This window comes from Streptomyces sp. NPDC002896 (genome assembly GCF_040295225.1).
In the GTDB taxonomy this organism is placed as follows: Bacteria; Actinomycetota; Actinomycetes; order Streptomycetales; family Streptomycetaceae; genus Streptomyces.
Window position 1 is genome coordinate 162541 of the sequence record NZ_JBEOVA010000004.1, and the last position, 25551, is coordinate 188091.

The 25551-nt window shown below is 70.2% G+C and carries 22 protein-coding genes and 2 pseudogenes; 9 read left to right on the forward strand and 15 right to left on the reverse strand.

Features of this window, described 5'->3' with window-relative positions:
- Window positions 1-47: 47 nt before the first annotated feature.
- The 5 genes from ABT009_RS07820 to ABT009_RS07840 form a co-directional block, all read right to left on the reverse strand.
- Entirely contained in the window at window positions 48-1814 is a 1767-nt protein-coding gene (locus ABT009_RS07820) for an amylo-alpha-1,6-glucosidase (protein ID WP_351290736.1), read from the reverse strand.
- A 121-nt stretch (window positions 1815-1935) separates the two neighbouring features.
- On the reverse strand, window positions 1936-2793 hold the full coding sequence (locus ABT009_RS07825; RefSeq protein ID WP_351290738.1) for a carbohydrate ABC transporter permease: 858 nt from the start codon (window positions 2791-2793) through the stop codon (window positions 1936-1938).
- Window positions 2790-3773, reverse strand: coding sequence for a carbohydrate ABC transporter permease (locus ABT009_RS07830; RefSeq protein ID WP_351290740.1), 984 nt, complete (start codon window positions 3771-3773; stop codon window positions 2790-2792). The genes ABT009_RS07825 and ABT009_RS07830 overlap by 4 nt, the downstream gene beginning before the upstream one ends.
- A 21-nt stretch (window positions 3774-3794) precedes the next feature.
- Window positions 3795-5039 (reverse strand): sugar ABC transporter substrate-binding protein, encoded by a 1245-nt coding sequence (locus ABT009_RS07835; protein ID WP_351290742.1) that lies wholly within the window; start codon window positions 5037-5039, stop codon window positions 3795-3797.
- Window positions 5040-5209: 170 nt separating this feature from the next.
- The gene (locus ABT009_RS07840; RefSeq protein ID WP_351290744.1) at window positions 5210-6268 is read right to left on the reverse strand and encodes a LacI family DNA-binding transcriptional regulator; all 1059 of its coding nucleotides are present in this window, start codon (window positions 6266-6268) and stop codon (window positions 5210-5212) included.
- Between the two features lie 324 nt (window positions 6269-6592).
- Between ABT009_RS07840 and ABT009_RS07845 the strand changes: the two are divergent.
- Window positions 6593-6706 (forward strand): annotated as a pseudogene (locus ABT009_RS07845) (TetR family transcriptional regulator); the annotation flags it as partial.
- On the opposite strand, the gene ABT009_RS07850 reads toward ABT009_RS07845, so the two are convergent.
- From ABT009_RS07850 to ABT009_RS47410, 4 genes and pseudogenes are all read right to left on the reverse strand, one after another.
- Window positions 6687-7901 carry a cytochrome P450 gene (locus tag ABT009_RS07850; protein WP_351290746.1) on the reverse strand — a complete coding sequence of 405 codons (1215 nt, stop codon included), beginning with the start codon at window positions 7899-7901 and terminating at the stop codon, window positions 6687-6689. The pseudogene ABT009_RS07845 and the gene ABT009_RS07850 overlap by 20 nt on opposite strands.
- 35 nt (window positions 7902-7936) lie before the next feature.
- Window positions 7937-9298: an NAD(P)/FAD-dependent oxidoreductase gene (locus tag ABT009_RS07855; RefSeq protein ID WP_351290748.1), complete on the reverse strand. Its 1362-nt coding sequence runs from the start codon at window positions 9296-9298 to the stop codon at window positions 7937-7939.
- Window positions 9288-9497, reverse strand: a complete 210-nt coding sequence (locus ABT009_RS07860) for a ferredoxin (protein ID WP_351290750.1) — start codon at window positions 9495-9497, stop codon at window positions 9288-9290. The genes ABT009_RS07855 and ABT009_RS07860 overlap by 11 nt, the downstream gene beginning before the upstream one ends.
- A gap of 424 nt (window positions 9498-9921) precedes the next feature.
- Window positions 9922-10685: pseudogene (locus ABT009_RS47410) on the reverse strand (MFS transporter).
- A 405-nt stretch (window positions 10686-11090) separates the two neighbouring features.
- On the opposite strand from ABT009_RS47410, the gene ABT009_RS07875 reads away from it, so the two are divergent.
- Both ABT009_RS07875 and ABT009_RS07880 read left to right on the forward strand, forming a co-directional pair.
- Window positions 11091-12230: an FAD-dependent monooxygenase gene (locus ABT009_RS07875; RefSeq protein ID WP_351290754.1), complete on the forward strand. Its 1140-nt coding sequence runs from the start codon at window positions 11091-11093 to the stop codon at window positions 12228-12230.
- A 223-nt stretch (window positions 12231-12453) separates the two neighbouring features.
- Window positions 12454-13410 carry a sugar ABC transporter substrate-binding protein gene (locus ABT009_RS07880; protein WP_351290756.1) on the forward strand — a complete coding sequence of 319 codons (957 nt, stop codon included), beginning with the start codon at window positions 12454-12456 and terminating at the stop codon, window positions 13408-13410.
- 103 nt (window positions 13411-13513) lie between these two features.
- On the opposite strand, the gene ABT009_RS07885 is transcribed toward ABT009_RS07880, so the two are convergent.
- From ABT009_RS07885 to paaI, 3 genes are read right to left on the reverse strand one after another with little or no spacing between them, the layout of a single operon-like run.
- Window positions 13514-14134: a TetR/AcrR family transcriptional regulator gene (locus ABT009_RS07885; protein ID WP_351290758.1), complete on the reverse strand. Its 621-nt coding sequence runs from the start codon at window positions 14132-14134 to the stop codon at window positions 13514-13516.
- Window positions 14135-14168: 34 nt separating this feature from the next.
- Window positions 14169-15515 (reverse strand): phenylacetate--CoA ligase PaaK, encoded by a 1347-nt coding sequence (gene paaK / locus ABT009_RS07890; protein ID WP_351290760.1) that lies wholly within the window; start codon window positions 15513-15515, stop codon window positions 14169-14171.
- A complete protein-coding gene (gene paaI / locus ABT009_RS07895) occupies window positions 15512-15973 on the reverse strand; it encodes a hydroxyphenylacetyl-CoA thioesterase PaaI (protein WP_502989841.1) in 462 nt (153 codons plus the stop codon). The genes paaK and paaI overlap by 4 nt, the downstream gene beginning before the upstream one ends.
- A 96-nt stretch (window positions 15974-16069) precedes the next feature.
- Here paaI and ABT009_RS07900 point away from each other — a divergent pair, with 96 nt between their 5' ends.
- The 5 genes from ABT009_RS07900 (at window position 16070) to ABT009_RS07920 (ending at window position 21000) form a co-directional block, all read left to right on the forward strand.
- On the forward strand, window positions 16070-17320 hold the full coding sequence (locus ABT009_RS07900) for a thiolase family protein (protein ID WP_351290762.1): 1251 nt from the start codon (window positions 16070-16072) through the stop codon (window positions 17318-17320).
- Window positions 17317-18081 carry an enoyl-CoA hydratase/isomerase family protein gene (locus ABT009_RS07905; RefSeq protein ID WP_351290764.1) on the forward strand — a complete coding sequence of 255 codons (765 nt, stop codon included), beginning with the start codon at window positions 17317-17319 and terminating at the stop codon, window positions 18079-18081. The genes ABT009_RS07900 and ABT009_RS07905 overlap by 4 nt, the downstream gene beginning before the upstream one ends.
- A gap of 240 nt (window positions 18082-18321) precedes the next feature.
- A complete protein-coding gene (locus ABT009_RS07910; protein ID WP_351290766.1) occupies window positions 18322-19080 on the forward strand; it encodes an SDR family oxidoreductase in 759 nt (252 codons plus the stop codon).
- 29 nt (window positions 19081-19109) lie between these two features.
- Window positions 19110-19829: a TetR/AcrR family transcriptional regulator gene (locus ABT009_RS07915; protein WP_351290768.1), complete on the forward strand. Its 720-nt coding sequence runs from the start codon at window positions 19110-19112 to the stop codon at window positions 19827-19829.
- Window positions 19830-19848: 19 nt separating this feature from the next.
- Window positions 19849-21000 carry a PP2C family protein-serine/threonine phosphatase gene (locus ABT009_RS07920; protein ID WP_351290770.1) on the forward strand — a complete coding sequence of 384 codons (1152 nt, stop codon included), beginning with the start codon at window positions 19849-19851 and terminating at the stop codon, window positions 20998-21000.
- Window positions 21001-21054: 54 nt separating this feature from the next.
- On the opposite strand, the gene ABT009_RS07925 is transcribed toward ABT009_RS07920, so the two are convergent.
- Genes ABT009_RS07925 through ABT009_RS07935 form a run of 3 tightly spaced genes read right to left on the reverse strand, consistent with a single transcriptional unit; the run spans window position 21055 to window position 24820 of the window.
- Window positions 21055-23286, reverse strand: coding sequence for a xanthine dehydrogenase family protein molybdopterin-binding subunit (locus tag ABT009_RS07925; protein WP_351290772.1), 2232 nt, complete (start codon window positions 23284-23286; stop codon window positions 21055-21057).
- Window positions 23283-24284, reverse strand: coding sequence for an FAD binding domain-containing protein (locus tag ABT009_RS07930; protein WP_351290774.1), 1002 nt, complete (start codon window positions 24282-24284; stop codon window positions 23283-23285). The genes ABT009_RS07925 and ABT009_RS07930 overlap by 4 nt, the downstream gene beginning before the upstream one ends.
- Window positions 24285-24295: 11 nt before the next feature.
- Window positions 24296-24820 carry a (2Fe-2S)-binding protein gene (locus tag ABT009_RS07935; protein ID WP_351290776.1) on the reverse strand — a complete coding sequence of 175 codons (525 nt, stop codon included), beginning with the start codon at window positions 24818-24820 and terminating at the stop codon, window positions 24296-24298.
- 71 nt (window positions 24821-24891) lie between these two features.
- On the opposite strand from ABT009_RS07935, the gene ABT009_RS07940 reads away from it, so the two are divergent.
- Window positions 24892-25452: an antibiotic biosynthesis monooxygenase gene (locus tag ABT009_RS07940; RefSeq protein WP_351290778.1), complete on the forward strand. Its 561-nt coding sequence runs from the start codon at window positions 24892-24894 to the stop codon at window positions 25450-25452.
- The last annotated feature ends 99 nt before the right edge of the window (window positions 25453-25551 follow it).

A 25551-nucleotide genomic window follows, 5' to 3' on the forward strand; every position in this document is an offset into this window, starting at 1 on the left:
TTGCTCCTCGATGTGGCGCTGCTGGGCGGGGTGCCCAGGTGGTTACTTCATCGGCCGGGGTGTGCGGCGGGTACGGCGTGCCGGAGTTCGTGGGCTTCGGCGAGGAGGAGGTAGCTGCTCGCCGTCCAGGTGTAGGCGCGGTCGCGCAGACCCTTGCCCGTGAGGGCGTCGAAGTTCTCCGCGAATCCGTGGCTTTCGCACAGCGCCCGGAAGCGAGCGCTGATCTCGTCCGCGAGGCGGTGGTGGCCGCTGCGGCGCAGGCCGTCCTCGATGAGGACGGTGGCGGGCGCCCAGATCGGCCCGCGCCAGTAGCCGTCGGGGCGGTAGTGGGGTGAGGCGGGCAGTTCGGTGGCCAGTCCGTGCGGGGTCAGGTGGGCCTCGATACGGGCGGCCAGCGCGGCGGCGACGCTCACGGGCAGGTGCTCGCCCAGCACCACCGGCATCAGGTCCAGCAGGCTGGAGCTGCTCCACGTCTCCGCGCTGTCGACTCCACGGGCCACGAACCGCTCCCCCGTCCACAGCTCGTCGAGCATCGCGGCCTGGGTCGCCTCGGCGGTACGGGTCCACCGGTGGGCCTCCTCAGGAAGGCCCAGATCGGTTGCCAGGTCGGCGAGTTCGCGGAGCTGGAGGGCGAGGAACGCGGCCAGGTCGGCGGTGACGACCATGCGCTCGGGGTCGAAGGTCGTGGCGTTGTCCCAGCCGCTGTCGTTGCCGTGCTGGTAGTGGGGCAGGGCGGCACCCGGTGCGCGGCGCGCGGTGAGCCAAAAGTCCGTCCAGCGTCGCAACCTGCGGTAGGTCTCGGTGAGTTCCATCCGGTCGAGGGGTTCGGAGAGCCGTCGGCGCAGGTGGGCCAGGGTCCAGCCGTGGATGGGTGGCTTGACGAAGTTGTGGAGGACCTCCGAGTGGGTCACCGAGTCGGGCAGGGCCCCGCTCTCGTCCTGGTGGTCGAACGGCAGCGAGAACTGGTCCCAGGCCAGCGTGGGTGCTCCGGGTGCGAGGGCGAGGGCGTTGAAGCAGTGGTCCCAGCTCCAGACCTTGTCCATCCAGTGCTTGGACATCAGCACCGCGGGCCGGGTGACGAGGGCTGTCGGGCGGACCGTCGCCGACCACAGGACGTACGCGGCGAGTTCGGCGGCCGGGGTGCCCGACGAGCGCCAGGCGGCCACCGCGTCGGCGAAGGCGCTGAAGGCGCGCTCCGCGGCTGCCACGATCTGGCCGAACGTCGCAAACGTGCCCGAGGAGGTGTAGGGCCGACGTGCACTGTTCAGCTCCTCGACCGCCGCTTCCCAGACTCCGCCGGCGTCCGCGGTGACCGTGAGACCGCGTTCGCCACTGCCCAGCGCCTGGCTGCCGGACACCTCGGCGACGGCACCGGACAGCACGGTGATCCGGTGACGGCGCCCGGTCTCGTACGAGGTGAACACGTACGCGCCGTCCACCGGGTCGCGGTAGAAGTAGGTGCCCGTGAAGGGGGTCAGGGCCTCCGCCGCCGCGGTGATGCGCAGCCCCAGCCCCTCACCTCGCAGGCGTACGGTGTCCGGCGATTCGTAGGCGCAACCAATGCGCCCGCCTCGGTGGATCCAGCTGAGCAGGCTCGGCGTCGCCTCGACACGGGTCTCGGCCCGGTCGCCCGTCGCCGCGTCGAGGGGCACGAAGCGCAGGACGGCATGCATGCCGTTCTGATGGGAGACCAGGTGGAGGTCATCGGCGTACGTCTTCTCCGCCACCACGGGTGAGATGTCGAACCAGGAGCCGTGGGTGCTGAACGGGATGTCGTGGACGGAGAAGGCCGGGCCGGGTCGGGCGGCGGTCATCAGTGGTTACTCGTTTCTTCAACGGTGATGGTCGACTCTTCAGCGGTGGTGGCCTCGGCAGTCTGCCGGGACGCGGCCCGGCGGGAGGAGACCTGCCAGGACGTGGCCTGGTGGGAGGAGGTCAGTCCTTGACGGCTCCGGCGGTCACGCCGGCGGCGACGTAACGCTGGGCGAGGACGAGGATCACCGTGGCGGGCAGCGAGGCCACGACGGCCGTGGCCATGATGGCGTTCCACTCCTGGTTGTTGTTGCCGATGTACTGGTAGATGCCGAGGGTGATCGGCTCGTGGGCGCCGCCGTTCGCGAGGGTGCTGGCGAAGACGAAGTCGGACCACGACCACAGGAACGCGAACAACGACACCGTGACGACGGCGTTGCGGCTCATGGGCAGGACGACGGACCAGAAGGTGCGCAGGGCCCCGGCTCCGTCCGTCCTCGCCGCCTGGAGCAGCTCACCGGGGATTCCGGACATGAACGCGGTGAAGATGAGCACCCCGAAGGGGACGGCCAGCGTGGAGTCCGCGACGATGAGGCCGGGAACCGACTGGAGCAGACCGAGGCTCAGGTAGATGGCGTAGAAGCCCATCGCCATGATGATGCCGGGGATCATCTGCGCGACGAGGAAGAGGAAGCTGAGCACGCCGCCGCCGCGTGGCCGCAGTTTGGCCAGTGCGTAGCCGGCGGGCGCGCTCAGCGCCACCGTCAGCACGACCGTGCCCAGACCGATGACCAGGCTCGTGGCGAGGTAGGGCAGCTGCTGGTCGAGGACGGCGCGGTAGCCGTCCAGCGTGCCGTGCACGGGGAACCAGTCGGGCGGCGTCTTGCGCATGTCCTGGTCGCGGGTGAAGGACACGTTGAGCATCCAGTAGACCGGGAAGAGCATGATCGCGGTGAGCAGGAGGCCCGTGGCGGTCTTCCACCAGGTGGTCCGTCCGCGGTGCGGCCGGGGTCGCGGTCGTGGTGTGGTCACGGTGGTCATGAGGCGTACTGCTTTCGCTGGACCTTCAGGTACACCAGGCCGAAGACCAGGGCGGCGACGACGAGCAGGTTCCCGACGGCCGCACCGGGGCCGAAGGCGGGGAGCAGGTTGCCGAAGCCGAGCCGGTAGGACCAGGTGGCGAAGGTGGTGGACGAGTCCGCCGGGCCGCCCTTGGTGATGATCCAGATGATGTCGAAGACCTTGAGCGTGTAGACCAGGCCCAGCAGGAGGGTGATGGCGGACACCGGGCGCAGCAACGGAAGGGTGATGTGCCGGAAGCGCTGCCAGGCGCCCGCGCCGTCGAGGGCGGCCGCCTCGTACAGGCTGCGGGGGATCGCCTGGAGGCCGCTGTAGAGCACGACCAGGTTGAACGGGACGCCGATCCAGATGTTGGCGATGATCACCGAGGTCAGCGACCACGATGGTGAGGTCAGCCAGTTCACCGGTCCGATGCCGACGGCGTGCAGGGCCGCGTTGACGACGCCCGAGTCGCTGTTGAGCATCCACGACCAGGTGGAGGCCGAGACGATGAGCGGCAGCAGCCAGGGCACCAGGAACAGGGCGCGCAGGGTCGCGGAGAGCCGGAAGTGCTGGCTGAAGAAGACCGCGAGGGCCAGGCCGATGGCGTACTGGAAGACCAGGGACACGGCGGTGAACACCACCGTGTGGGTGAGCGCCGGGCCGAAGGTCGGGTCGTCGAAGACGGTCCGGTAGTTCGCGAGGCCCGTGAACGGCGCGTCGCCCTGGACGAAGGAGCGGACCGTGTAGTGACGCAGGCTCAGGTCGAGGTTGCGGTAGAGCGGATAGGCGTAGAAGAGGGCGAGGTAGAGGGTCACCGGGGCGAGGAAGCCCCAGGCGGCCCACTGCTGGGAGGTGGGACGGCGCCGGATCGCGATACGTGCCGGTGGCGGAGCGGCGGTGGCTGTTCCGTTCCGGACGCGCGCCGGCCGCCGGTCCGGCAGGTGTGTAGTGCGGTTCATCAAGAGGCCTCGGAAGTCCGGTTACTTGAGGGCGTCCTGCGCCGCGGTGAGCGCGTCCTTCGGTGACTGCGACCCGCTGAGGGCGACCTGGACCGCCTTCCACAACTGCTCTGAGATCTTGGGGTACTTGGCGCCGAGGTCGTCACTGGTGCGGCCCTTGGCCGCCTTGACCGCCTCGACCCAGGGCTTCAGCTTGGCGTCGGCCGCCACCTGCTTGTCCTGCACCTCGCTGGTGGGGGCCACGTAGGACAGGGTGGTGTCGGTGTCGGAGAGGTTCTCGGTGCTGGTCAGGCAGGACACCAGCTTCCGCGAGGTGGCGTAGCGGCCGGTGTCGCCCTGGACCGGGACGGTGACGAACTCGCCGCCGGTCGGGGCCGCTGCGGTCCCTCCGTCGGCGCCGGGGATGGGGAGGACGCCGTAGTCGAAACCGGCCTTCTCGGCGTTGGCGAGCTGCCAGGTGCCGTTCTCGGCGAACGCGTAGTCGCCGCTGGCGAACTCCTGCCAGCTGGTGGTCTGGGTGCTGTTGATCACCGAGTTGGGGGCGTAGCCCTTCTTCAGCCAGTCGGTCCACAGGGACAGGGCCGAGACGCCCTGGGAGGAGTCGAGTTCGGTCAGCTGCGCGCCCGACCCCCAGAACCACGGCAGGAACTGGAAGCTGCCCTCCTCCGTGCCGATCGCGGAGAAGGTGATGCCCTTCTTGCCCGCCTTCTTGACCTTCGCCAGGGCCGCCGTCAGCGACTTCCAGTCCTTGACCGAGGCGATGTCCACGCCCGCGGCCTTGAGGACGTCCTTGTTGTAGTACAGGGCGAGGGTGTTGGCGCCGATGGGGGTTCCGTAGGTCTTGCCGCCCGCCTGACCGGCCGCGAGCAGGTTGGGGTCCACCTTCGAGGTGTCCACCTTGTTCTCGTCGGTCGTGGTGAGCACCCCTGCGTCGGCGAGGGTCGACACCACCGGGTTGTCGAGGATGAGTACGTCAGGGGAGTTGTCCTGCTGCGCGGCCAGCAACGCCTTGTTCGTCAGGTCGCTGGTGTCGAAGGCCGTCCGCTTGATCTTGACTCCGGCCTTGCTGCCGCAGCTGTCCAGCAGCTTCGCCCAGGCCGAGTCCTTGGCGAACTGGGGGTACGGGTCCCAGATGGTGTAACTGCCGCTGTCCGCGGCCTTGTCTGAAGTGGTGCCTCCGCCGGAGGAGCATGCGGTGGTGCCGGTGGTGAGGGCGACGACGGTCAGGGCTACGGCGGTGAGACGGCGCCTGGTGGATCTGTCCATGGGGCGTTCCTCTGGGTTTTTGGCATGGGTGTGCCGAGGAGGGGCTTCGGGGGTGCTTGTCCGGCCGAAATGGGGTCGTCGTACGGGCCATTGACCGGTGAAGGAGCGACGAGTGAACGGGTGAAGCCGGGTGTGCAGGCAGTGCAGGTAAGAGGGGCGTGGGTGTGCGATCAGAGGTTGGGGTCGGAGCCGGAGTCCCGATGCTCGTCGGCGGGCGACGCGGCAGCGGCGGGTCCCGTGCTGGCACGGAGTGAGATCGGCGGGGCTAGCAGGTGGTGGCGGGGCGGCGCGTCGGGGTGGTCGAGGCGCTCGACGAGCAGTTCGACGGCCAGACGCCCCAGCTGCGCCGCCGGCACGTCGGCCGCCGTGAGCTGCGGAGTCACCGTCTCTGCCCAACGGGTGGCCACGACGCCGGTGACGGAGAAGTCGCGTGGCACATGGCGGCCCGCCTTGGCCAGGCCCCGGTAGATGCCGCCCAGCGCGGCCTCGTTCAGCGTGACGAGGGCCGTGGTGGCGGGATCGTCGTGCAGTATCCGCTCCAGGCAGGCCTGACCCGACGAGGCGTCGTCCCCACAGCAGTACGTGCGGACGGTGAGCCCGCGCTCCGCCGCGGCCTTGGTGAAACCGTCGAGCCCCCGGTGCGCGGACTCGTATCCGCCGCGCAGGAGCCGCTCGGGGCGGTTCACCAAGGCGATCCTGCGGTGGCCCAGGTCCGCGAGGTGGTGGACACAGGCCGCTGCCAGGGCGGTGTGGTCCAGGCCGACCCACCAGTCGCCGTCCGGCTGCGCGGTGCGGCCGATGCAGACGGCTGGGAAATTCTCGGCGGTGAGGTGGTCGACCCGGTCGTCCTGGAGCCTGATCTCCATCAGGATCGCGCCGTCGACGCGTCGCTCGCCCAGCAGCCGCTGGAACGAGCGGTCGCGGTCCACACCGCTCGGGGAGAGCAGCACGTCGTAGTCGTAGGCCGCCGCGCCCTCCACGACGCTGCCGATGAAGTCGAGCTGCATTCCGGTGTAGTGGTCGCCGGCCGGCGGGAACACCAGACCGATGGTGCTGGTCCGGCCGTTGGCCAGGGCGCGTGCGCTCGCGTTGGGCCGGTAGCCCAGCTCGTCGATGACCCGCTGGATCTTCTCGCGGGTGTCGTCCGACACCGGGCGCTTGCCGCTCAGGGCGTACGACACGGTGCTCCGCGAGACGCCGGCCCGCTTGGCGATCTCACCGATATTCACGGGACTCCTCACCGAAGTTCACGGGACTCCTTTGTCGAACCGGTTCGCTTCTTCCGACAGGTGGATTTACCGGTCGGGCGCTGAGGGATCGGAGGGGTGGCGGCCCGGTTATCGAACCGGTTCGCGTGAAGGGAAGTTAGGAGCCGACCGTGCGCAGTGTCAATGCCTGGGAGACATCAAGTCGGAACTATTGTCGAACCGGTTCGCCGATGCTAGTTTCCCGGCGAACCGGTTCGACAAATGCGCCGGAACCAGGCCCATCGTTGAGGAATTCCCCCACGAGCGTGGACGGCCGGCGTAGCGGCCGGCCACGAGCGGGGCCACGCCGGCCGCGCCTACATCCGCGACGCCCTGCTCGGCGACCCGGACGGCAGCAACGCCGGCCAGTGCTCGGCCTACGCGGCCGAGCAGATCGACGTCATCCTCGCCCGCGCAGCCACAGGTGCCGGGGGCCCCGGAGCGTGGCGCTGGTCCGGTACGGGGGCGGGTCCTCGGTCAGTCGAGGGCTGTCGAGGCGGCGGATCAGCGCGGCCAGCGCGATCTGCGCCTCCACCCGCGCGAGCGCGGCGCCGTAGCAGATGTGGACGCCGCCGCCGAAGCCCAGGTGCGCGCTGTCCTCCCTGGCCGGGTCGAACCGGTCGGGGTCGCTGAAGCGCCTGGGGTCGCGGTTCCCGGATGCCAGCGCCAGCACCAGACGTACGCCCTTCGGGACCGTGGTGCCCGCGACGTCCACGTCGACGAGCGGCGTGCGGATCGGTACGAGGTGCACCGGGGGCTCGTAGCGGAGGAGTTCCTCCACCACCTTCGGCATCAGCGCGGGGTCGCGGCGCAGCCGTTCCAGCTGGTCGGGGTGGCGCAGGAGGGTGAGCACCCCGTTGCTGATCAGATTGACGGTGGTCTCGTGCCCCGCGAGGAGCAGGATCGCCGCGTTGACCGCCAGCTCTTCACGGGTGAGACGCTGGGCCGGATCCGGCTCGTTGACGAACGCGGACAGCATGTCGTCGGCCGGCTTGCCGCGGCGCTGCTCGGCGAGATCGGCAAGGTAATCGCCCATCGCCTCGCGGGCCTCCTTGGACGCCTGCACGCGTGCGGTGCGGTCCTCGCCGGGAACCACGTCGGCGCCCTCGATCATCCTGGTCGACCATTCGCGGAAGAGCGGCTCGTCGTCGCGCGGCACGCCCAGCAGCCGGCAGATGACGGTGACGGGGAGCGGATAGGCGAAGTCGTCGACCACGTCGATCCGCTTGTGGTCCCCGAACGCGTCGATCAGCTCCTCGCTGATCTTGGCGATCTCACTCCGCATGGCGTCGACCCGGCCCGGACTGTGCGGCGGGCCGAACGGCCGGGTCAAGATGTTCCGCAGCCGGTGGTGCTCGGGGTCGTCGAGGACGATGAAGGCGGGCGGATGACTCTCCTCCTCGGCCACGCGGTAGGGCTCGCTGAGGTTGCGCTGGTCGGAGCTGATGCGCGGGTCGTGGAGCACGTCGTTGATCTCGTGGTACGTGCCGACCAGGTAGCTGCCGTCCGTCTGGCGCACCACGCCCCCCGCCTCGCGCAGCTCCGCATACAGCGGATACGGGTCGGGGCGGTTGGCGTAGTTGTTGATCCGTTGCAGCAGGGTGTCCGCGCTCATACGGGGGCTCCTCGTCGGCGGGAGGGACGGTGGGGTCAGCCGGCGACCCTGATCAGCCTGCGGTCCGGCAGGTGACCGGTCAGGGCGACGGTGGGGCCGTGCGAGAGCACACTGGGGTCCGGCACGTCGGAGGGGACCGGCACGGCCGCCGCGGCCGGCCGGTCGGCGGCGCCGGGCACGGGCGGGAACGGGGCGGCCGTCTCGATCAGGCGCTCGTAGTACTGCAGCCACTTGGCCATGTCGACCGTGACCGCTGCGGTGACGCGGCCTCGATAGCCGTACACCGCCACCAGGCGGCCCTGCTCGAGCGAGCCCTGGGCGATGACCACCTGGTCGGAGAAGGTAGGGACGCCGACGGATTTGATGTTCAGCCCGAACTGGCTCGACCAGAAGGACGGGACCGCCAGGTGCGGGCGTCGACGCGGCCCGGGGTTGACCATGTTGTGGGCCGCGACCTCGGCCTGGGCGACCGCGTTGCCCCAGTGCTCCAGGGACAGCATCTGGTACTCGAAGAGCGGGTGCGGGAAGCGGGCCACGTCGCCGGCCACGAAGACGTCGTCGGTGACGATCCCGTACATGTCGAAGGCGCGGCACCCCGCGTCGCAGGCCACCCCGCGCGGGCCCGCGGCCAGCCCCGAGTCCGCGAGCCACTCGGTGTTGCGGACCGCGCCGAGGGCGACGACGGCGACGTCGGCCTCGACGTGGCTGCCGTCGGACAGGTCGGCGCCGGTGAAGCGGCCGTTCCCGCGCAGCGCGGTGACCGTCACGCCGCAGCGCAGGTCCACGCCGTGGGCGCGCTGCAGGGCCGCCGCGAGCTTGCCGATCGTCCCGCCCAACGCGCCCACCAGGGGCGCCGGACCCCGTTCGGCGACCGTCACCTCGATGCCCCGCTCGCGGCAGGCCGAGGCGATCTCCGAGCCGGTGAAGCCGGCGCCGATCACCAGGACCCGGCGCGGCCCGGCGGCCAGGCGCTCGGCCAGGCGGCCGGCGTCGTCGCTGGTACGCACCGTGAACACCCCGTCCAGGGCGGCCTCGTCCGCGTCGGGCCAGGGCCGGGCCCGGGTCCCGGTGGCGATCAGCAGCCGGTCGTACGGCAGCGACTCGCCGTCGGCGAGCAGCACCCGCTTCTCCAGCGGATCGAGCCCGGTGGCGGCTACCCCGAGCCGCCACTCCGCCTCCGGGTCGCGGCGCATCGGCAGCCCGGTGGCGGTCGCCGCCGCCTTGCCGAGCAGGACCTGTTTGGACAGCGGCGGCCTGTCGTACGGCGGATGGGGCTCGTCGCCGACCAGGGTCAGCGGGCCGTTGAAGCCCTCCTCGCGCAGCGTCTCGGCGGCGCGCAGCCCGGCGAGCGATGCCCCGACGATGACGATCCGGCCGTCACGCGCCTCAGCGGACACCGGCGGCCGCTTCCTCTCCGACGAGGATGGCCTGCACCGGGCATGCCGCCGCGGCCTGGCGGACGCGTTCGAGCCGGTCATCGGAGACCTGCGGGTCGTACAGCAGCGCCTCCTCACCATGCAGTTCGAACGCGTCCGGAGCGAGGAACACACACTGCGCATAGCCCTGACAGCGATTGAGATCCACGACGATCCGCATGCCGAGCCACTCCTCACGTCGCGCAGCCGTCCACCGACGATTCTGCGTTCGGGCGGCGTCCGGCGGCGGCTCGGTTAGCCCGTCCGGGGGTTCACGCGGGGTGGTGACGCCATCCTCTAGTGGGGCGCGGCCACGTGCTGGAGCCGCGCCGAGCCTGAAACCTCGTCAAGCCGGACACGGCGAAGCCGCCCGCCTGGTTCCCCCCGTGGCGAGCGGCTCATGCCTTCGGTGTTCAGAGATGAGATCGGCGGCGGCGACATAAGCGTCCTCGGCCACTGGACGACACCGGCCGGGGCCGGCGGCGGGATTCGAACCCGCGTTGCTCTCTTGACAGGAGAAGTAGCCGCAACCTGCGCACCTGAACGGGCTTCACAGTAACCGCGAGCGGTGGCCGCGGGCACGTGATTTACCGGCGGTCACGTCGTCAGTCGGTGGTCAGGGCTTTGACTCGTCGGAGGGTGAGGACGGTCTCCGCTGTGTGGATGCCGGTCAGGGCGCCGATCTTCTCGCTGAGGAACATGTAGAGGTCGTCGGTGTTGCGGCAGAGCAGAGAGATCGCGAGGTTGGTCCGCCCGGTGACGGCGGCGGCGAAACGCACTTCCGGTTGGGCGGCGACGGCCTGTCCCGTCTCAGCGAGAGCGTGGGGTACGACGGTCAGCCAGACCAGTGCTTCGACGCCCTGGCCGAGGGGCTCGTGATCGTACCGGCGATCAGCGGGCCGACGACCATGGCCGCCATCATGCAGGTCGTCCACCAGCCGATGTACTTGCCGCGCTCGCGCGGATGCGGCACCGCCTGACTGATCAGCGCCAGCGTGACGGGCAGCAGGGCGGCGGCCCCCGCACCCGCCAGCGCCTGACCGGCCCACAGCATCTGGACCGACTGCGCCCCCAACGACACCGCGGCGCCTGCGGAGCACAGCGCCAGGCCCACCTGATAGACCTTCTTGCGCCCGTGCACGTCACCGAACACGCCCGCGGTCAGAATCAACGCGGCCACCGGCAGCACGAAGGCGTCAGAGACCCACGCCAGTTGCGCGGTCGACGCACCCAGCGCCTGCTGGATCACCGGCAGACTCACCGCCACCGTCGTCACCGGCAGATAAGCGACGAAGACACCGGCACACGCCAGGGCAATGGCGGCCGCCCGTCCGCGGTCGTCTGCCGTCGCCTTACTCGAAACGTTCAAGAAAATTCTCCCCGTGCAGTGCACAACAGCACTGCGGATATCGAATGACTCGCTCCACTGTGGACTTTCACGCCCGGACGGGCCAGCCAGCGCCCGCAACACAATGGGAATCCGACATCCGAGAGCCGAGAATCCGCGATTTCCTTCACGCAGCAAGCCGGAACCACGTCCGAAATAAGTCAAAGCAGCAGGTCAAAGGCCAGATGAAGAGCGACGGAATCCGATCCGTCGAAGTTTCGGCCCCGTAGGCGCCTGCGTTTTCGTCGATTAGGCAAGTCTTTGGAAGCGCAACTTAAATATGCGTTTCCGTCTGCTTCCCGCGGCACAAGATGGCCGTTACGTTCGCCGCGCATCGGCCTTTTGCACTCCTGCACCAGGCCGGCCGGACGACGCTAGGTGGTTGAAATGAGCCGAGGCAGTGTTCTCATCGTCGGCGGCGGGATCGGTGGACTGTCCACCGCCATCACGCTGCGCAACGTCGGGTACGACGTCAACATCGTGGAGCTCCAGGCGGACCTGCATTCGTCCGTCTACGGCGTGGGAATCATCCAGCCGGTGAACGCGCTACGCGCACTGGACGCGATCGGCTGTGCCGAGGCGTGCCTGGCCGTCGGCTACTCCACCACCGCCTGGGGCCAGATGCTGGACGTGGACGGCAACCTGATCCGAGAGATGCCCGGTGCCCGGATACCCGGGTCCGACCTGCCGCCGATGAACGGCCTCACCCGGCCGCAGCTGCACAAGATACTCACCGACAAGGCCCTCGAAGTCGGTGTCAGCATCGAGTACAACAAGACCTTCACCACGCTCACCGACGGCCCCACGGGCGTCGGTGTCGTCTTCACCGACGGCTCCGCGGACGTCGTCGACTACGTCGTCGGCGCCGACGGCGTCTACTCCAAGGTCCGCCCGTACGTGCTGAGCGAGGATCTCAAGCCGGTCTACCTCGGGCAGTCGGCGTTCCGGCTCAACATCCCCCGGGAGCCGGAGATCGACCGGATCATCCTGCAGCACGGTCCGGAAGGCCTGGCCGGCTTCGTGCCGATCGGCCCCGACCTGGCCTACATCTTCTACAACACCACCTGGGAAGAGGGCCGCTGGCTGGACCAGGACAAGATGGCGGACGAACTCCGCGAGCGCCTCGCCCCGTTCGGCGGTCTGACCGGCCGGGTCCGCGACAAGTACATCAACGACCCCTCCCAGATCGTGTTCCGGCCCGAGGAGTGGCTGATCGCGCCGGCGCCGTGGCACAACGGCCGGATCGTGCTGATCGGCGACGCCGTCCACGCCGTGACCCCGCACCTCGGCCAGGGAGCAGCTCAGGCGATCGACGACGGTGTCGTCCTCGCCGAATGCCTGTCCACGCACAGCAGTCATGAGGACGCGTTCTCGGCCTACAGCGAGCGCCGCTACGAGCGCTGCAAGCTCATCGTGGAATCGTCGGTGGCGATCGGCGAGTACGAGATGGACCCCGCCGCACACCCGGACTTCGACCATGCCGGCCTGACCCAGCACGTCCTGGAATCGATGATCCAGCCCATCTGAGACGTGGTCGTCGGCCTCGGACAACAGCGCCCCGCCTGAGGGCGCGTCCCAACGGGCGGCCGCGCACGTCCCGAACAGCCTGCGCTCGCCGATACGAGCCTCCAGGCCCGGCCGGTCGTCCCGCTCGGCCCGCTCGCACGGCGAGCGGGCCTCAGCGCACGGCGCCTCGCGCCGACGTCGCCGCCCCGGCCGCGGCCATACCTTCCAGCGAAAGGCACCCACCATGACCTTCCCCGCCCGCACACTCAGAAGGCTGGCCATAGCCGTGGCCGTCGGCACCACCGCCGTACTGAGCGGCTGCGGCAACGACTCCGGCAGCGGCAGCGGCGGCTCCCTCACCCTCGGCTTCGTCAACGGCGACACCAGCGAGTTCGCCACCTGCCTGCAGAAGGCCGTCGAGCAGGAGGCGAAAGCTCAAGGGGTCACGCTCCACACCGCCAACTCGCAGATGGACGCCGGCAGGGAGCTGTCCAACGTCGAAGACATGATCAGCCGTGGCGTCGACGCGCTGGTCGTGCAGACCGTCAACGTCGACGCACTCGAAGGCGGCATCGCCAAGGCCAAGGCCGCCGACGTGCCCATCTACCTGACCTCGGTCGCCACCAGCGACGTCTCCGGCATCCTCGGCGCCGCCGTCGTCGACCTGAAGAAGCTCGGCGCGCTGGACGCCGGCTGGATCGCCGAGGACGCCGGGGGCAAGCAGGTGCATGTAGGTGTCATCGCCGGCTCTCCCGGAGCTGCCTCCGACCTGATGGTCTCCGGCTTCACCGAGGCCCTGCCCGACAACGCGAAGGTGGTGGCGAACCAGCCCGGCATGTTCAACCCCGCCAAGGCCCAGGACGTCGCCGAGAACATGATCCAGGCCCACCCCGACCTGGACTACGCCTTCGTCGCCAACGAGGAGATGGCCTTCGCCGTCCGAAAAACCTTCGACGCGGCCGGCGCGAAAGACGTCAAGATCGTCACCGAGAACGGCACGGACAAGGGGCTGGCAGCCGTCAAAGATGGGCGGTTCTCCGCCACCGTCGCCAACTCCCCGAAGGTGATCTGCGAGACAGCAGTGACGAACACCGTCGCCCGGCTCGACGACAAGACCAAGGTCGACAAGATCACCAGGATCCCACTCACGCTGATCACCAAGGACAACCTGGACCAGGCTCCCCAGTACTGCCCCGAGTAGATCCGCCAAGGCCGCACTCGAACCCCTCCGACCGGCTCGTCGCCCAGGTGTCCACGAAGGCGCCGGGTGCCGCTCCCGGATCAGCTGCGAACCGGTGTCCGAGTCACCGTACGGACCTCGCGCGCAGGCCGTCGAAGAGCACGGCCGCCACGGAGTCCGCCAGCACCGCCGCCGGCAGCCCGCCCTCCGGCCGGTACCACTCGACCAGGGAGTTGACGGTGCCGAAGAGCAGGCGGCTCGCGAGATGGGGGGCGATGTCGTTGCGTACGCCTCCTTCGGCCGCCGCACGGGCCACCAGCTCGGCGACGCGATGGTCGAACTCGCGGCGCCGCTCCAGCGCCCGCCGCTCGGCCTCGCTGTTGCCGTGGACCCGCAGCAGCAGGGTCACGTACGGCAGTTCGGCCACGAGGACCTCGACGCTGCGGCGCACGATGCGCTCCAGTCGGGCGGTCGCCGTGGCCTGCGAATCGCCATCCTCGTCCAGGACGGCGAAGAGGGCGTCCAGGGCGCGGCTGACGGCGAGGTCGAGGAGTTCCTCCTTGCCCGAGACGTGGTGGTAGATGCTCGACTTGCTCAGGCCCAGCCGCCTGGCCAGCTCCTCCATACCGGTGCCGTCGTAGCCACGCTCGTTGAAGACCATGACCGCGATCTCCAGCAAGGAGTCACGGTCGTAGCCGGGGCGGTCACGGCGGCCGGAGGCGCGCTGCACAGGCGTTCGGGTCACCAGGCCATTGTGGCAAGGCGGCACGTCCGGCGGTTCACTGCCCGCGCAGATCCCTGACCCGGCGGAGCTTGCCGACCGAGCGCTCCAGGGTCTCCGGATCGACGACCGCCACCTCGACGGTGACGCCAACGCCATCCTTGACGCCCTGGGCGATCGCCCGGGCGGCCGCCTCGCGCTGCTCGGGTCCGGCGCCGGGGCGTGCCTCGACGCGGACGGTCATGTGGTCCATGCGGCCGCGCCGGGTCAGCTCGACCTGGAAGTGCGGGGCGACGCCGGGTGTACGCAGCACGATCTCCTCGATCTGGGTGGGGAAGACGTTCACCCCGCGCAGGATGATCATGTCGTCGCAGCGGCCGGTGATCTTCTCGATCCGGCGAAAGGCGGGCCGGGCGGTGCCGGGCAGCAGCCGGGTGAGGTCGCGGGTGCGGTAGCGGATGATCGGCAGCGCCTCCTTGGTGAGGGAGGTGAAGACCAGTTCGGCGCTGTCGCCCTCGGGCATGACCTCGTCCGTGATCGGGTCGACGACCTCGGGGTAGAAGTGGTCCTCCCACACGTGCAGCCCGTCCTTGGTCTCCACGCACTCCTGCGCCACGCCGGGGCCGATCACTTCGGACAGGCCGTAGATGTCGACGGCGTGGATGTCCATGCGCTCCTCGATCTCGCGGCGCATCTCCTCCGTCCACGGCTCGGCACCGAAGATGCCCACCTTCAGGGAACTGGCGCGCGGGTCGATCCCCTGCTTCTCGAACTCGTCGAGGAGGGTCAGCATGTAGGACGGGGTGACCATGATGATCTCGGGCTGGAAGTCCTGGATGATCTGCACCTGGCGTGCCGTCATGCCGCCCGAGGCGGGGATCACGGTGCACCCGGCCCGCTCGGCGCCGTAGTGCGCGCCCAGCCCTCCGGTGAACAGGCCGTAGCCGTAACTGATGTGCACCTTGTGCCCTGGACGGCCGCCGGCGGCTCGGATCGAGCGGGCGACCACGTCCGCCCACATGGAGAGGTCGTTGTCCGTGTAGCCGACGACCGTGGGCCGCCCGGTGGTGCCGCTGGAGGCGTGGACGCGGCGCACGTGGGACATGGGGACGGCGAACATGCCGAAGGGGTAGGTGTCCCGCAGATCGGCCTTGGTGGTGAAGGGGAACCGGGCGAGGTCCTCCAAAGACCGGCAGTCGTCGGGCTTCGCCCCGGCCTCGTCGAACTTCTTCCGGTACAACTCCACGTTGTCATAGGCGTGCCGCAACGTGGCCCGCAGGCGGTCGAGTTGAAGCTCCCGCAGCTGTTCGCGTGTAAGGCGCTCGCTGTCGTCCAGCAGCCCGCTGGGGAGGGGCTCTCCCAGGCGGGGTCCCGGGCCCGCCTGGGACGTCGGTGCGCTGCTCATTGCGGCTCCTTCGTCTTCGTGCTGGGGATGCTGCGGCTTCGGCCGCGGAACTCCGCGATCACCTGGTCACCACGCAGGACGGTCACGTCACAGATGCCGCTGCGGCCGAAGCGGGTGCGCTCCCGCGCGGTCGCGACGAGGACGTCACCCTCGTACGCGGGGGCGACGAAGTCGATGCCGGCGCCTGCCGCGACGGTGACAGGGCCGTGGCTGTTGCAGGCGCAGGCGAAGGCGGTGTCGGCGAGCAGGAACAGATAGCCGCCGTGAGCAATCTTGTGGCCGTTGGCCATCGCCGCTGTCACGGTCATCCGGAGGACGGCGGTCCCGTCGCCGTGCTCCAGCAGCTCGATGCCGAGGCTGCGGGACGCCTCGTCGGCGGCGAACATCGCCTCCGACGGGCTCTGCGCGGGAGCCGGAGCCTCAGCCGAACCGGGAGCCGTTTTCGCGGCCTGCGTCACGGTTTCCACCCACCTTGTGTACCGACCGAACATTCGGTTAGCGTGCGGCACGCCAAGTAACCCAGCAACACCAACACCTGTCAAGAGGTGGAACGCATGCCCCGGAACAGCCCCGCGCGCCCGGTCTTTCTGATCGACGGAGCCCGCACCCCGCAGGGCCGCTACGGCGGTGCCCTGGCCTCCGTACGCCCCGACGACCTGGCGGCCCTGGTGGTCCGTGAAGCCGTCCGGCGCGCCGGGATTCCGGGCGAGGCCGTGGACGAGGTGATCCTCGGCGCCGCCAACCAGGCGGGCGAGGACAACCGGGACGTGGCACGCATGGCCGTACTGCTGGCGGGGCTTCCGCACAGCGTGCCCGGCTACACCGTCAACCGACTGTGCGCCTCGGGCCTGACCGCGGTCGCCTCGGCAGCCCAGGCGATCCGCTCCGGCGAGGCGGACCTGGTGGTCGCGGGCGGCGTGGAGTCCATGACCCGCGCCCCGTGGGTCGTCGAGAAGCCGGGCACGCCATGGGCCAAGCCGGGTGAGGTGCAGGACACTTCGCTGGGCTGGCGCTTCACCAACCCGCGTTTCACCACCGCCGACCGGGCTGTGCCCGCCGGTGCGGGACCCGAGACGGTGAAGGTGACCCTGTCGATGGGCGAGACGGCCGAGGAGGTCGCCACGCTCGACGGCATCACCCGCGCCGAGTCCGACGCCTTCGCGCTACGCAGCCACCAGCGGGCCGTCGCCGCCCAGGAGGCGGGCCGCTTCGACCGCGAGATCGTGCCAGTGCCAGTGCCAGTGGCGGGGGAGGACGGCGAGGTGACCCGCGACGAGGGGCCGCGCCCCTCCACCACGCTGGAGAAGCTGGGTGGCCTGCGCACCATCTTCCGCAAGGACGGCATCGTCACCGCCGGATCCGCCTCGCCGCTGTCCGACGGGGCCGCCGCCCTGGTGGTGGCGAGCGCGGCGGCCGTCGAGCGGTACGGGCTCACCCCGCGGGCCCGGATCGTCACCTCCGCCTCTGCCGGCGTGCAGCCCAACCTGATGGGCCTCGGCCCGGTCCCCGCCACCGAGAAGGCCCTCGCCCGAGCCGGATGGCAGGCAGGCGACCTTGACGCGGTCGAGCTGAACGAGGCGTTCGCCGCCCAGGCGCTGGCCGTGATCCGGCGGTTGAAGCTGGACGAGGAGAAGGTCAACGCCGACGGCGGCGCCATCGCACTGGGGCATCCGCTCGGCTGCTCCGGTGCCCGCATCCTGCTCACCCTCCTCGGGCGGCTGGAGCGCGAGGGCGGACGACGGGGCCTGGCCACGCTGTGCGTAGGGGTCGGGCAAGGCGTCGCAATGCTGGTGGAGCAGGTATGAGCGGCGCGGCCACTTTGCCTACGTCGTACGAGACGCTGCTGGTCGAGGAGCGCGAGGACCGGGTCGTCGTCACCCTTCACCGGCCCGATGCCCGCAACGCCATCAGCGGGCTGATGATCCGCGAACTGCACGCCGTCTGCGACGTGTTGGAGCGCGATCCGAAGCTGCTGCTGCTCACCGGACACGGCGGGGTCTTCGCGGGCGGCGCCGACATCGCCGAACTGCTGCGGCGCGGCCGGGACGAAGCTCTGCAGGGCATCAACAGCCGTCTGTTCGAGCGGGTGCGCAGGCTGCCGATGCCGACCGTCGCCGCCGTCGACGGCTGGGCCCTGGGCGGCGGCGCGGAGCTGTCGTACGCCTGCGATGTACGGATCGCCGGACCGGACACCGTCTTCGGCAACCCGGAGCCGGGGCTCGGCATCCTCGCCGCCGCCGGGGCCTGCTGGCGGCTGCCGGAACTGGTCGGCGAGTCGGTCGCCAAGCAGGTGCTGCTCGCCGGGCGGAACCTCGACGCGGCCGCTGCCCTGGCGTGCGGGCTGGTCATCGACGTCGTACCGGCCGACAAACTCCTCGACGAGGCGCACGCGCTGCTCGACCGGATGGCACGCTCCTCGGCGACGGCCCTGCGGCTCACCAAGCTCGTGGTGGACTCCCCCGGCGCCCACCCGGTCGCCGACGACCTCGCGCAGGCCGTGCTCTTCGAGAGCCAGGACAAGAAGGACCGGATGACACGCTTCCTGGAGAAGCAGAGGCGATCATGACCCGTTTTCCCGTGTGACGTCGGCACGACTTCGGGCGGCAGGAACGCGGTGCGCAGCGTGGGGACGCGGCCGAGTAAGCGCAGGCCGATTCGCCGATAACAATCGATCGTTGTCATCGATCGCAACTCTTGTTATCGTCGATTACGCGAGCGCGGGATCATCGATCCGTGGCGGTCACCCGCTAGGCATCTGCCCCCGGCCCGCCCCCTGCCCTCCGCCTGCACCCGAAGGAGCCCCCTCATGCGCGAGAACACCACCACCGCAGCCGCCACTACGGAGCGCGTCGCCTTGATCACCGGAGGGACGGGCGGCATCGGCCGGGTCGTCGTGGACCGGCTGGTGGCCGACGGCTTCGCGGTGGCGGTCCACTACGCCGGCAGCAAGGACAAGGCCGACGCCCTCGTCGCGGACATCACCGGCCGCGGCGGCAAGGCCATCGCCGTCGGCGGCGACGTGGCCGACGAGAACGAGATGCGGGCCGCCTTCGACGCGGTGGAGGCCGCCTTCGGCGGGCTCGACGTGGTCGTCAACACCGCCGGAATCATGATCCTCTCGCCCATCGCCGAGCTGGATCTGGACGACCTGGACCGTATGCACCGCACCAACATCCGCGGCACCTTCGTCGTCTCCCAGCAGGCCGCCCGCCGCCTCCGAAAAGGCGGCGCGCTCATCAACTTCTCCACCTCCGTCACCCGGACCCAGTTGCCCACCTACGGCGCCTACGTCGCCAGCAAGGCCGCCGTCGAGAGCATCACCCTGGTCCTCGCACGCGAACTGCGCGGTCGGGACATCACCGTCAATGCGGTCGCACCCGGCCCCACCGCCACGCCGCTGTTCCTCAAGGGCAAGGACGAGACCACCGTTGCCAACTTCGCCAAGGTCACACCGCTGGAGCGCATCGGCCGCCCCGAGGACATCGCCGAAACCGTCGCCTTCCTCGCCGGCCCCGCCCGCTGGGTGAACGGCCAGGTGATCTTCAACAACGGCGGCCTCGCCTGACCGCCGCCCTCCTCGCTATCGTCGATAACATGGACAAGCGATCGCGGATTCTCGAGGCGGCGACCGAACTGCTGGAGGCCTCCCCCAACGGGGACGTGGCGACCCGGAGTGTCGCCGAGAAGGCCGGTGTGCAGCAACCGGTCATCTACCGGCTCTTCGGCGACAAGGACCGCCTCCTGGCCGCGGTGGTCGATCACGGCTTGGCTCAGTACATCGCCGCCAAGCGGGCCGCCGAGCCGACCGACGACCCCGTCGCCGACCTGCGGCGCGGCTGGGACCAGCACACGCAGTTCGCTGTGGAGCATCCCCATCTGTATCGCCTGATCGCCGCCCCCGGGCTGGCCTGCGTACCGGCGGCCATCGGCGAGATGCACACGCTCCTGCGCACCACGCTCGAGCGGGTCGCCCAGGCCGGGCGTCTTGCGATCGAGCCCGGCAAGGCGGCGCAGATCGTGATCTCCGCGAACAGCGGTGTCGCGCTCGCCCTGCTCACTCGGCCCGACGTCCACGCCGGCACCGATCTGTCGGCCCAGGTGAGGGACATCGTGCTCGCAGGCATCCTCACTCCGGAGCCCGGCGCCGGCACACCGTCCACGCCGATGACGGTGCCACAGGCCGCCACCACCCTCGGTGCCCTGCTGCGCTCCGCTCCCCCGCAGTCGTTCACCCCCGCTGAACAAGGACTACTGGCAGAATGGCTGACCCGCCTCACCCAGGACGGCACCACGCCATCACCCCCCACACAGTGACGCGCACCGGAGCACCGAAGTGAGCACTGCCACCATCACGACGTTCATGGCCGGGTTCTTGCGGGCCACTCGACGAGCGGCGCCGCATCCACTGTGGCTGCTCGGCCCCCTGCTGCTGAGCGTGGCCGTCCCGGTGGCCGACGCCTTCCTGCCTCCGGACATCCACCTCGCCCACCTCCTCGCCGTAGCCACGGCGGTCACCGCCATCGGCGCCGGCCCGCGCGCCACGACGCTGGTCGGCTCCGTAGCGCTGCTCGCGCTGGTCGCAGCCGGGGTGGAGCGGCACGCCCTGATGACCGAGAGCGTTCTGGTCGAACTGTGGGCCCTCGCCGCGGTCTCCGCGCTTCTGGTGGTGTTCACACACCTGCGGGACCGGCAGGACCGGGAACTGGTCCGGGCGCGCTCGGTCTCCGACACGGCACAGCGCGTCGTACTGCGGCCCCTCCCGGAGCGGGCCGGGCCGGTCTGGCTCGCCTCGGAATATCACAGCGCCGAGGCCGACGCCTACGTCGGCGGCGACCTGTACGCCTCGGCCCGCACCTCCCACTCCACCCGGCTGATCATCGGCGACGTCCGCGGCAAGGGCCTCGCCTCGATCAGCGACACGGCGATCGTGCTGGGCGCCTTCCGCGCCGCCGCCCACCGCGAGATCCCGTTGCCGGAACTGGTCGCCTACGTGGAGGACGCGGTCCGCTGGGGCCTTGCGGAGTTCTCGGCGTCCGAGGCGGACCTCGCCGAGCGCTTCGTGACCGCCGTGATGGTGGACATCCCCGACGACGAGCCGGTGGTGCACGTGGTCAGCTGCGGGCATCCGCCGCCCCTGGTGCTCGGCCGGGCAGGCGCCACCGTGACGACTCTCCAGGTGCCCGAGCCCGCGCCGCCGCTCGGCCTGGCCTTCGGCGGGACGTCCGACAGCACGTACGTCCCCGCGACCTTCCCCTTCCATGAGGGCGACCGCCTGATCCTCTACACCGACGGGGTCACCGAGGCCCGCGACACGAGGGGCGACTTCTATCCGCTCGCCGAACGTGTCGCGATCTGGGCGGATCAGGCGCCCGGACCGCTGGTCGAAGCCATCACCGCCGACCTGGAGGAATACGCCGGCGGTCGGATCGAGGACGACATGGCCATGATCGTCGCGCAAAGGGGCCGGGTGCCCGCGCCGGCCTGAGCCCTGGCGACCGCCTGAGCGGGGCCGGCGACGGCCGAGACCGGTGGTCCGCCGTCAGAGCAGGTCCTCGATCGTGATCGGTATCTTCCGGATGCGCCGCCCGGTCGCGTGGTGGACGGCGTTCGCGATCGCGGCCGCGGCTCCGACCTGCCCGATCTCGCCCACGCCTTTGACGCCGAGCGGGTTCACGACGTCGTCCTCGACCTCGACCAGTTCGACGTCGACGTCGGGTGCGTCCGCGTTGACGGCGACCAGGTACTCCCCGAGGCTCGCGTTGGCCCAGCGGCCGGTGCGCGGGTGCATGTGGTTGGCCTCCAGCAGGGCCTGGCCCAGGCCCCAGAGCATGCCGCCCATGAGCTGGCTGCGGGCCAACTTGGGGTTGAGCACGCGGCCGGGAGCGAAGGCACCGGTCATGCGCCGCACCCGGACGAGTCCGAGGTCCGCGTCCACGGCCACCTCGGCGAACTGGGCGCCGAAGGTCATCATCGCGTATCCGGGGTCTCCGGTCGGCGGACTCCACGAACCGGATGCCTCGGCGTCCGGCTGGAAGTTGCGCTGCAGCAGGTCGGCGTAGGGGTCGGAGGCGGTTCCGGCCGTCATCGCCCCGTCCCGTACGACCACGTCGACCGGGTTCGCGCCGTGCAGCGGGGAACGGGTGTCCGCGACGGCGCGGGCGATGAGCTGGTTGCGCAGGGCGGTCGCGGCGCTGTGCACGGCGGCACTGATCATGCCGGCGCCGGCGGAGCCCACGGCGGCCGCGATGTTGGGCAGGTCGGTGTCGCCGTTCTCGAACCGGCAACGGTCCACCGGCATGCCGAGCGCGTCGGCGGCGACCTGCGTCATGACCGTGGCGACACCGGTGCCGAAGTCGGGGGTGGCGGCCTGGACGACGGCGGTGCCGTCGGCGTAGAGGCGGGCGCGGGCGCGCTGCGGGTTGGCTGGCGGCGCCACCGGATAGCCCGCGGCGGCCGTGCCCGTGCCGATCAGCCAGTTCCCCTCGCGCCGCACCCCGGGCCGTGGATCGCGGCCTTCCCAGCCGAAGCGCGCGGCACCGCGCTGATAGCACTCTCTCAGGCCGCTGCTCGACCATGGCGAGCCCGAGGAAGGGCTCGCCTCCGCGTAGTTGCGCAGCCGGAGCTCGATCGGGTCCAGGCCGAGTTCATGGGCCAGTTCGTCCATCGCGACCTCGAGCGCCAGCATGCCGCTCGCTTCTCCGGGTGCCCGCATGAACGTGGGGGTCATCGTGTTGGCCCGGAAGATCCGGTAGACGCCGTCGAAGTTCGGGCACGCGTAGATCTCCGACGACACGCCGATCGAGGGCTCAGCCCAGTCGTCGAAGTGCGAGGTCGGGGAGAGCTTGTGATGCCGGATCCCGGTCAGCCGGCCGTCGCTTGTCGCGCCGAGGGCGATGTGCTGCTCCTGCTCCTCGCGGTGCCCGACCGAGGTGAACATCTGCTCGCGGGTCAGCACGAGCTTGACCGGCCTGCCGACGTGCCGGGCGGCCATCGCGGCCAGCGCCGGGTGATTGTGGATCATGGCCTTGGAGCCGAAACTGCCGCCGACATAGTGTCCGATGACCCTGATCTTGGACAGGGGTATGCCGAGCAGCCGGGCGACGGTGATCTGAGTGGCGTTGACGCCCTGGGTGGCGTCGTGCAGCACCAGCTCGTCGCCGTCCCACTCGGCCGTGGTGCCTGACGGCTCGAGCGGGTTGTGGTTGTTCGCCGCGTACGTGAACGTGGCCTCCACCCGCACATCCGCCTCCGCGAGGCCCGCTTCGATGTCTCCGCGCTCGATGCGGCCCGGCAGCCAGCCGCCGAAGATGCGCTCGGGTATGTATGCCTGGTCGCGGCCCTGCTCCAGGGCGACGACCGGGGGCGTTTCCTCGTAGGACACGCGCAGCAGGCTCGCCGCGTGCTGGGCCCGCTCCCAGGTGTCGGCGACGACGATCGCGATGTGCTGACCCGCGTAGTGGACGACGTCGTCCTGCATCGGGAAAAACGTCTGCCCGGGGGCAGCGGTGCCTGCCAGGGAGGGAATCAGCGGCGGCTGCTCCGCGATCCTCGGCAGATTCTGGTGGGTCAGGACGGCGAGCACGCCCTCCTCCGCCTGGGCGGTGCTCGCTTCGATGTCGGTGACGCGCCCTCCGGCGATGCGGGAGCCGACCACACAGGCGTAGGCCACGTCGGGGATCGGGATCTCGGCGGAGTAGCGGGCACTGCCGGTGACCTTGGGGCGACCGTCGACGCGGTCGAGGGGCCGTCCGATTGCCGGTGCGGTCGTCATACCGGGCTCCCGCTTCCGTCGGCGGTGAGGGTTTCGAGGGCGCGTACGATCGCGCGCTGCGCGAGTTCCACCTTGAAGGCGTTCATGGAGGTGGGCCGGGCTTCGGCCAGTTCGGCGCGGGCCGCCAGCGCGAAGTTGTCCCGCACCGCGGCAGCCCCGATCAGGAAGTCCTCGACCCGTCGGGCCCGCCACGGCTTGGTGGCCACGCCTCCGAGGGCCACCCGCACGTCCGCGACGGTGCCGTCCACGACGGACACCGCGGCGGCCACCGAGGCGAGCGCGAACTCGTAACTCTCGCGGTCCCGGACCTTCAGGTAGAGCGAGTGGCGCGCCACGGGTGTCGCGGGCACCTCGATGGCGGTGATCAGCTCGCCGTGCTGCATCGGATGCTCGCGGTGCGGGGAGTCGCCGGGCAGGAGGAAGAAGTCGTCAATTGCGTAGGTGCGTTCGCCGCCGGGGCCCAGCGTGTGCACTCGTGCGTCGAGGGACATCAGCGCCACTGCCACGTCCGAGGGGTGGGTGGCGATGCAGTGCTCGCTGGTGCCCAGGATCGCGTGACCGCGGTTGAACCCCTCGATGGCCGAGCAACCGGTGCCGGGCTCGCGTTTGTTGCAGGGCGACTCCGCGTCCCGGTAGTAGGAGCACCGCACCCGTTGCAGGAGGTTTCCGCCCATGGACGCCATGTGCCGCAGCTGCGCGGAGGCGCCGAGCTCCAGGGCCTGGCAGATCACGGGGAAGCGCTCGCGCACCGTGGGCGCGGCGGCGACCTCGCTCATCCGGGCCAGGGAGCCGATGCGCAGGCCCCCCTCCGGGGTGGCTTCGATGCGCGTCAGGGGAAGGTCGTTGATGTCGACGAGCCGCCGTGGATGGAGGACGTTCTGGCGGAGGAGATCGATCTCGGTGGTGCCGCCGGCCAGGAAGTCGCTGGTGGGATCGGCGCTGACGGCGGCGATCGCCGTCTCGGTGTCGGTGGCTCGCGAGTAGGTGATCGGCCGCACGGCGAGACTCCCTAGGCTCCGTCGCGGACGGCGCGGATCGCGGCCCGTATGTGGGGGTAGGCGGCGCAGCGGCAGATGTTGCCGCTCATCCACTCCTTGATCTCGGCGTCGTCGCCCGCGTGGCCCTCCTTGAGCAGCGCCACGGCCGACATGATCTGGCCCGGAGTGCAGTAGCCGCACTGGAAGGCGTCCTCGGCGATGAATGCCTGTTGCATGGCGTGCAGTTCATCGCCCTCCGCCAGTCCCTCGACGGTGGTCACCTCACGTCCCTCGCAGGTCATGGCGAGCGTGAGGCAGGACAGCACGCGATTGCCGTCCACCCACACCGTGCAGGCGCCGCACGTGCCCTGGTCGCAGCCCTTCTTCGCGCCGGTCAGGTGCAGGTGTTCGCGCAGCGCGTCGAGCAGGCTGACGCGTGGCTCAATCTCCACGGAGTGCTGGACACCGTTGACCGACAGCCTGACCCCGACCGGGCCGGGACCTCGCTCCTCAAGGGTTTGCCCCCGTTGGGTGAGGGCCGGACCGTGCACAGACATGGGCCACCTCCAGGAAGAGACCTTTTCATCGTCATACGGGCAGATATGTGCTGCAACCGTAGGATTCCGCCATGACCGACAGTTCGCTGGGATCCCGTGAGGCGGTGACCGTGGTCTTCACCTGGGAGGTGAAGCCCGGTAAAGAAGCCGAGTTCGAGCGGTGGGCCCACGGGATCGAGACGGAGGCGGCCGCCTTCACCGGTCATAAGGGAGTGACCTGGTTGCGGCCTGAAGGAAAGGGCAGCCGTTACTACGCGATCGTCCGGTTCGCGGACACCGCCACGCTGGACCGCTGGATGACCTCGCCCCAGAGGGCTTCCTGGCAGCGCCGCGTCGAGCCCTTCGGCCGGTCGGCGCCGCCGAAGCTGACCACCACCGGCCTGGAGACCTGGTTCAACGTCCCCGGCACCCCCGCCAGGCCTCCGGCCCGCTGGAAGATGTCGCTGATGACGATCCTCGCGGTCTACCCTTTCGCCCTGCTGTACGACGGGCTGGTCGCCGAACACTTCCGCAGCTGGCCACTGCCCTGGCGCACGGCCGTCTTCCCGATCTTCCTCGCGCCTCTCCTCACGTACGCGGTCATGCCCTGGCTCAGCAGGGTGCTGCGGCGATGGCTCTACCCCGAGGCGTAGGGGCCCGTGGCCGGGACGTCTCCCATGCCGGGCGTGATGACCACGGTCCCCGGTGGCGAAGAACTGCAGCGCCGGCTCGACCGCCGCTAAGGACGCCGC

Bases quoted from the DNA above. Each gene is read 5' to 3' on its own strand.
- ABT009_RS07820 (WP_351290736.1), bottom strand. From the start codon at position 1,814: ATGACCGCCGCCCGACCCGGCCCGGCCTTCTCCGTCCACGACATCCCG.
- ABT009_RS07825 (WP_351290738.1), bottom strand. From the start codon at position 2,793: ATGACCACCGTGACCACACCACGACCGCGACCCCGGCCGCACCGCGGA.
- ABT009_RS07830 (WP_351290740.1), bottom strand. From the start codon at position 3,773: ATGAACCGCACTACACACCTGCCGGACCGGCGGCCGGCGCGCGTCCGG.
- ABT009_RS07835 (WP_351290742.1), bottom strand. From the start codon at position 5,039: ATGGACAGATCCACCAGGCGCCGTCTCACCGCCGTAGCCCTGACCGTC.
- ABT009_RS07850 (WP_351290746.1), bottom strand. From the start codon at position 7,901: ATGAGCGCGGACACCCTGCTGCAACGGATCAACAACTACGCCAACCGC.
- ABT009_RS07860 (WP_351290750.1), bottom strand. From the start codon at position 9,497: ATGCGGATCGTCGTGGATCTCAATCGCTGTCAGGGCTATGCGCAGTGT.
- ABT009_RS07875 (WP_351290754.1), top strand. From the start codon at position 11,091: ATGAGCCGAGGCAGTGTTCTCATCGTCGGCGGCGGGATCGGTGGACTG.
- ABT009_RS07880 (WP_351290756.1), top strand. From the start codon at position 12,454: ATGACCTTCCCCGCCCGCACACTCAGAAGGCTGGCCATAGCCGTGGCC.
- paaK (WP_351290760.1), bottom strand. From the start codon at position 15,515: ATGAGCAGCGCACCGACGTCCCAGGCGGGCCCGGGACCCCGCCTGGGA.
- ABT009_RS07900 (WP_351290762.1), top strand. From the start codon at position 16,070: ATGCCCCGGAACAGCCCCGCGCGCCCGGTCTTTCTGATCGACGGAGCC.
- ABT009_RS07905 (WP_351290764.1), top strand. From the start codon at position 17,317: ATGAGCGGCGCGGCCACTTTGCCTACGTCGTACGAGACGCTGCTGGTC.
- ABT009_RS07910 (WP_351290766.1), top strand. From the start codon at position 18,322: ATGCGCGAGAACACCACCACCGCAGCCGCCACTACGGAGCGCGTCGCC.
- ABT009_RS07915 (WP_351290768.1), top strand. From the start codon at position 19,110: ATGGACAAGCGATCGCGGATTCTCGAGGCGGCGACCGAACTGCTGGAG.
- ABT009_RS07925 (WP_351290772.1), bottom strand. From the start codon at position 23,286: ATGACGACCGCACCGGCAATCGGACGGCCCCTCGACCGCGTCGACGGT.
- ABT009_RS07935 (WP_351290776.1), bottom strand. From the start codon at position 24,820: ATGTCTGTGCACGGTCCGGCCCTCACCCAACGGGGGCAAACCCTTGAG.
- ABT009_RS07940 (WP_351290778.1), top strand. From the start codon at position 24,892: ATGACCGACAGTTCGCTGGGATCCCGTGAGGCGGTGACCGTGGTCTTC.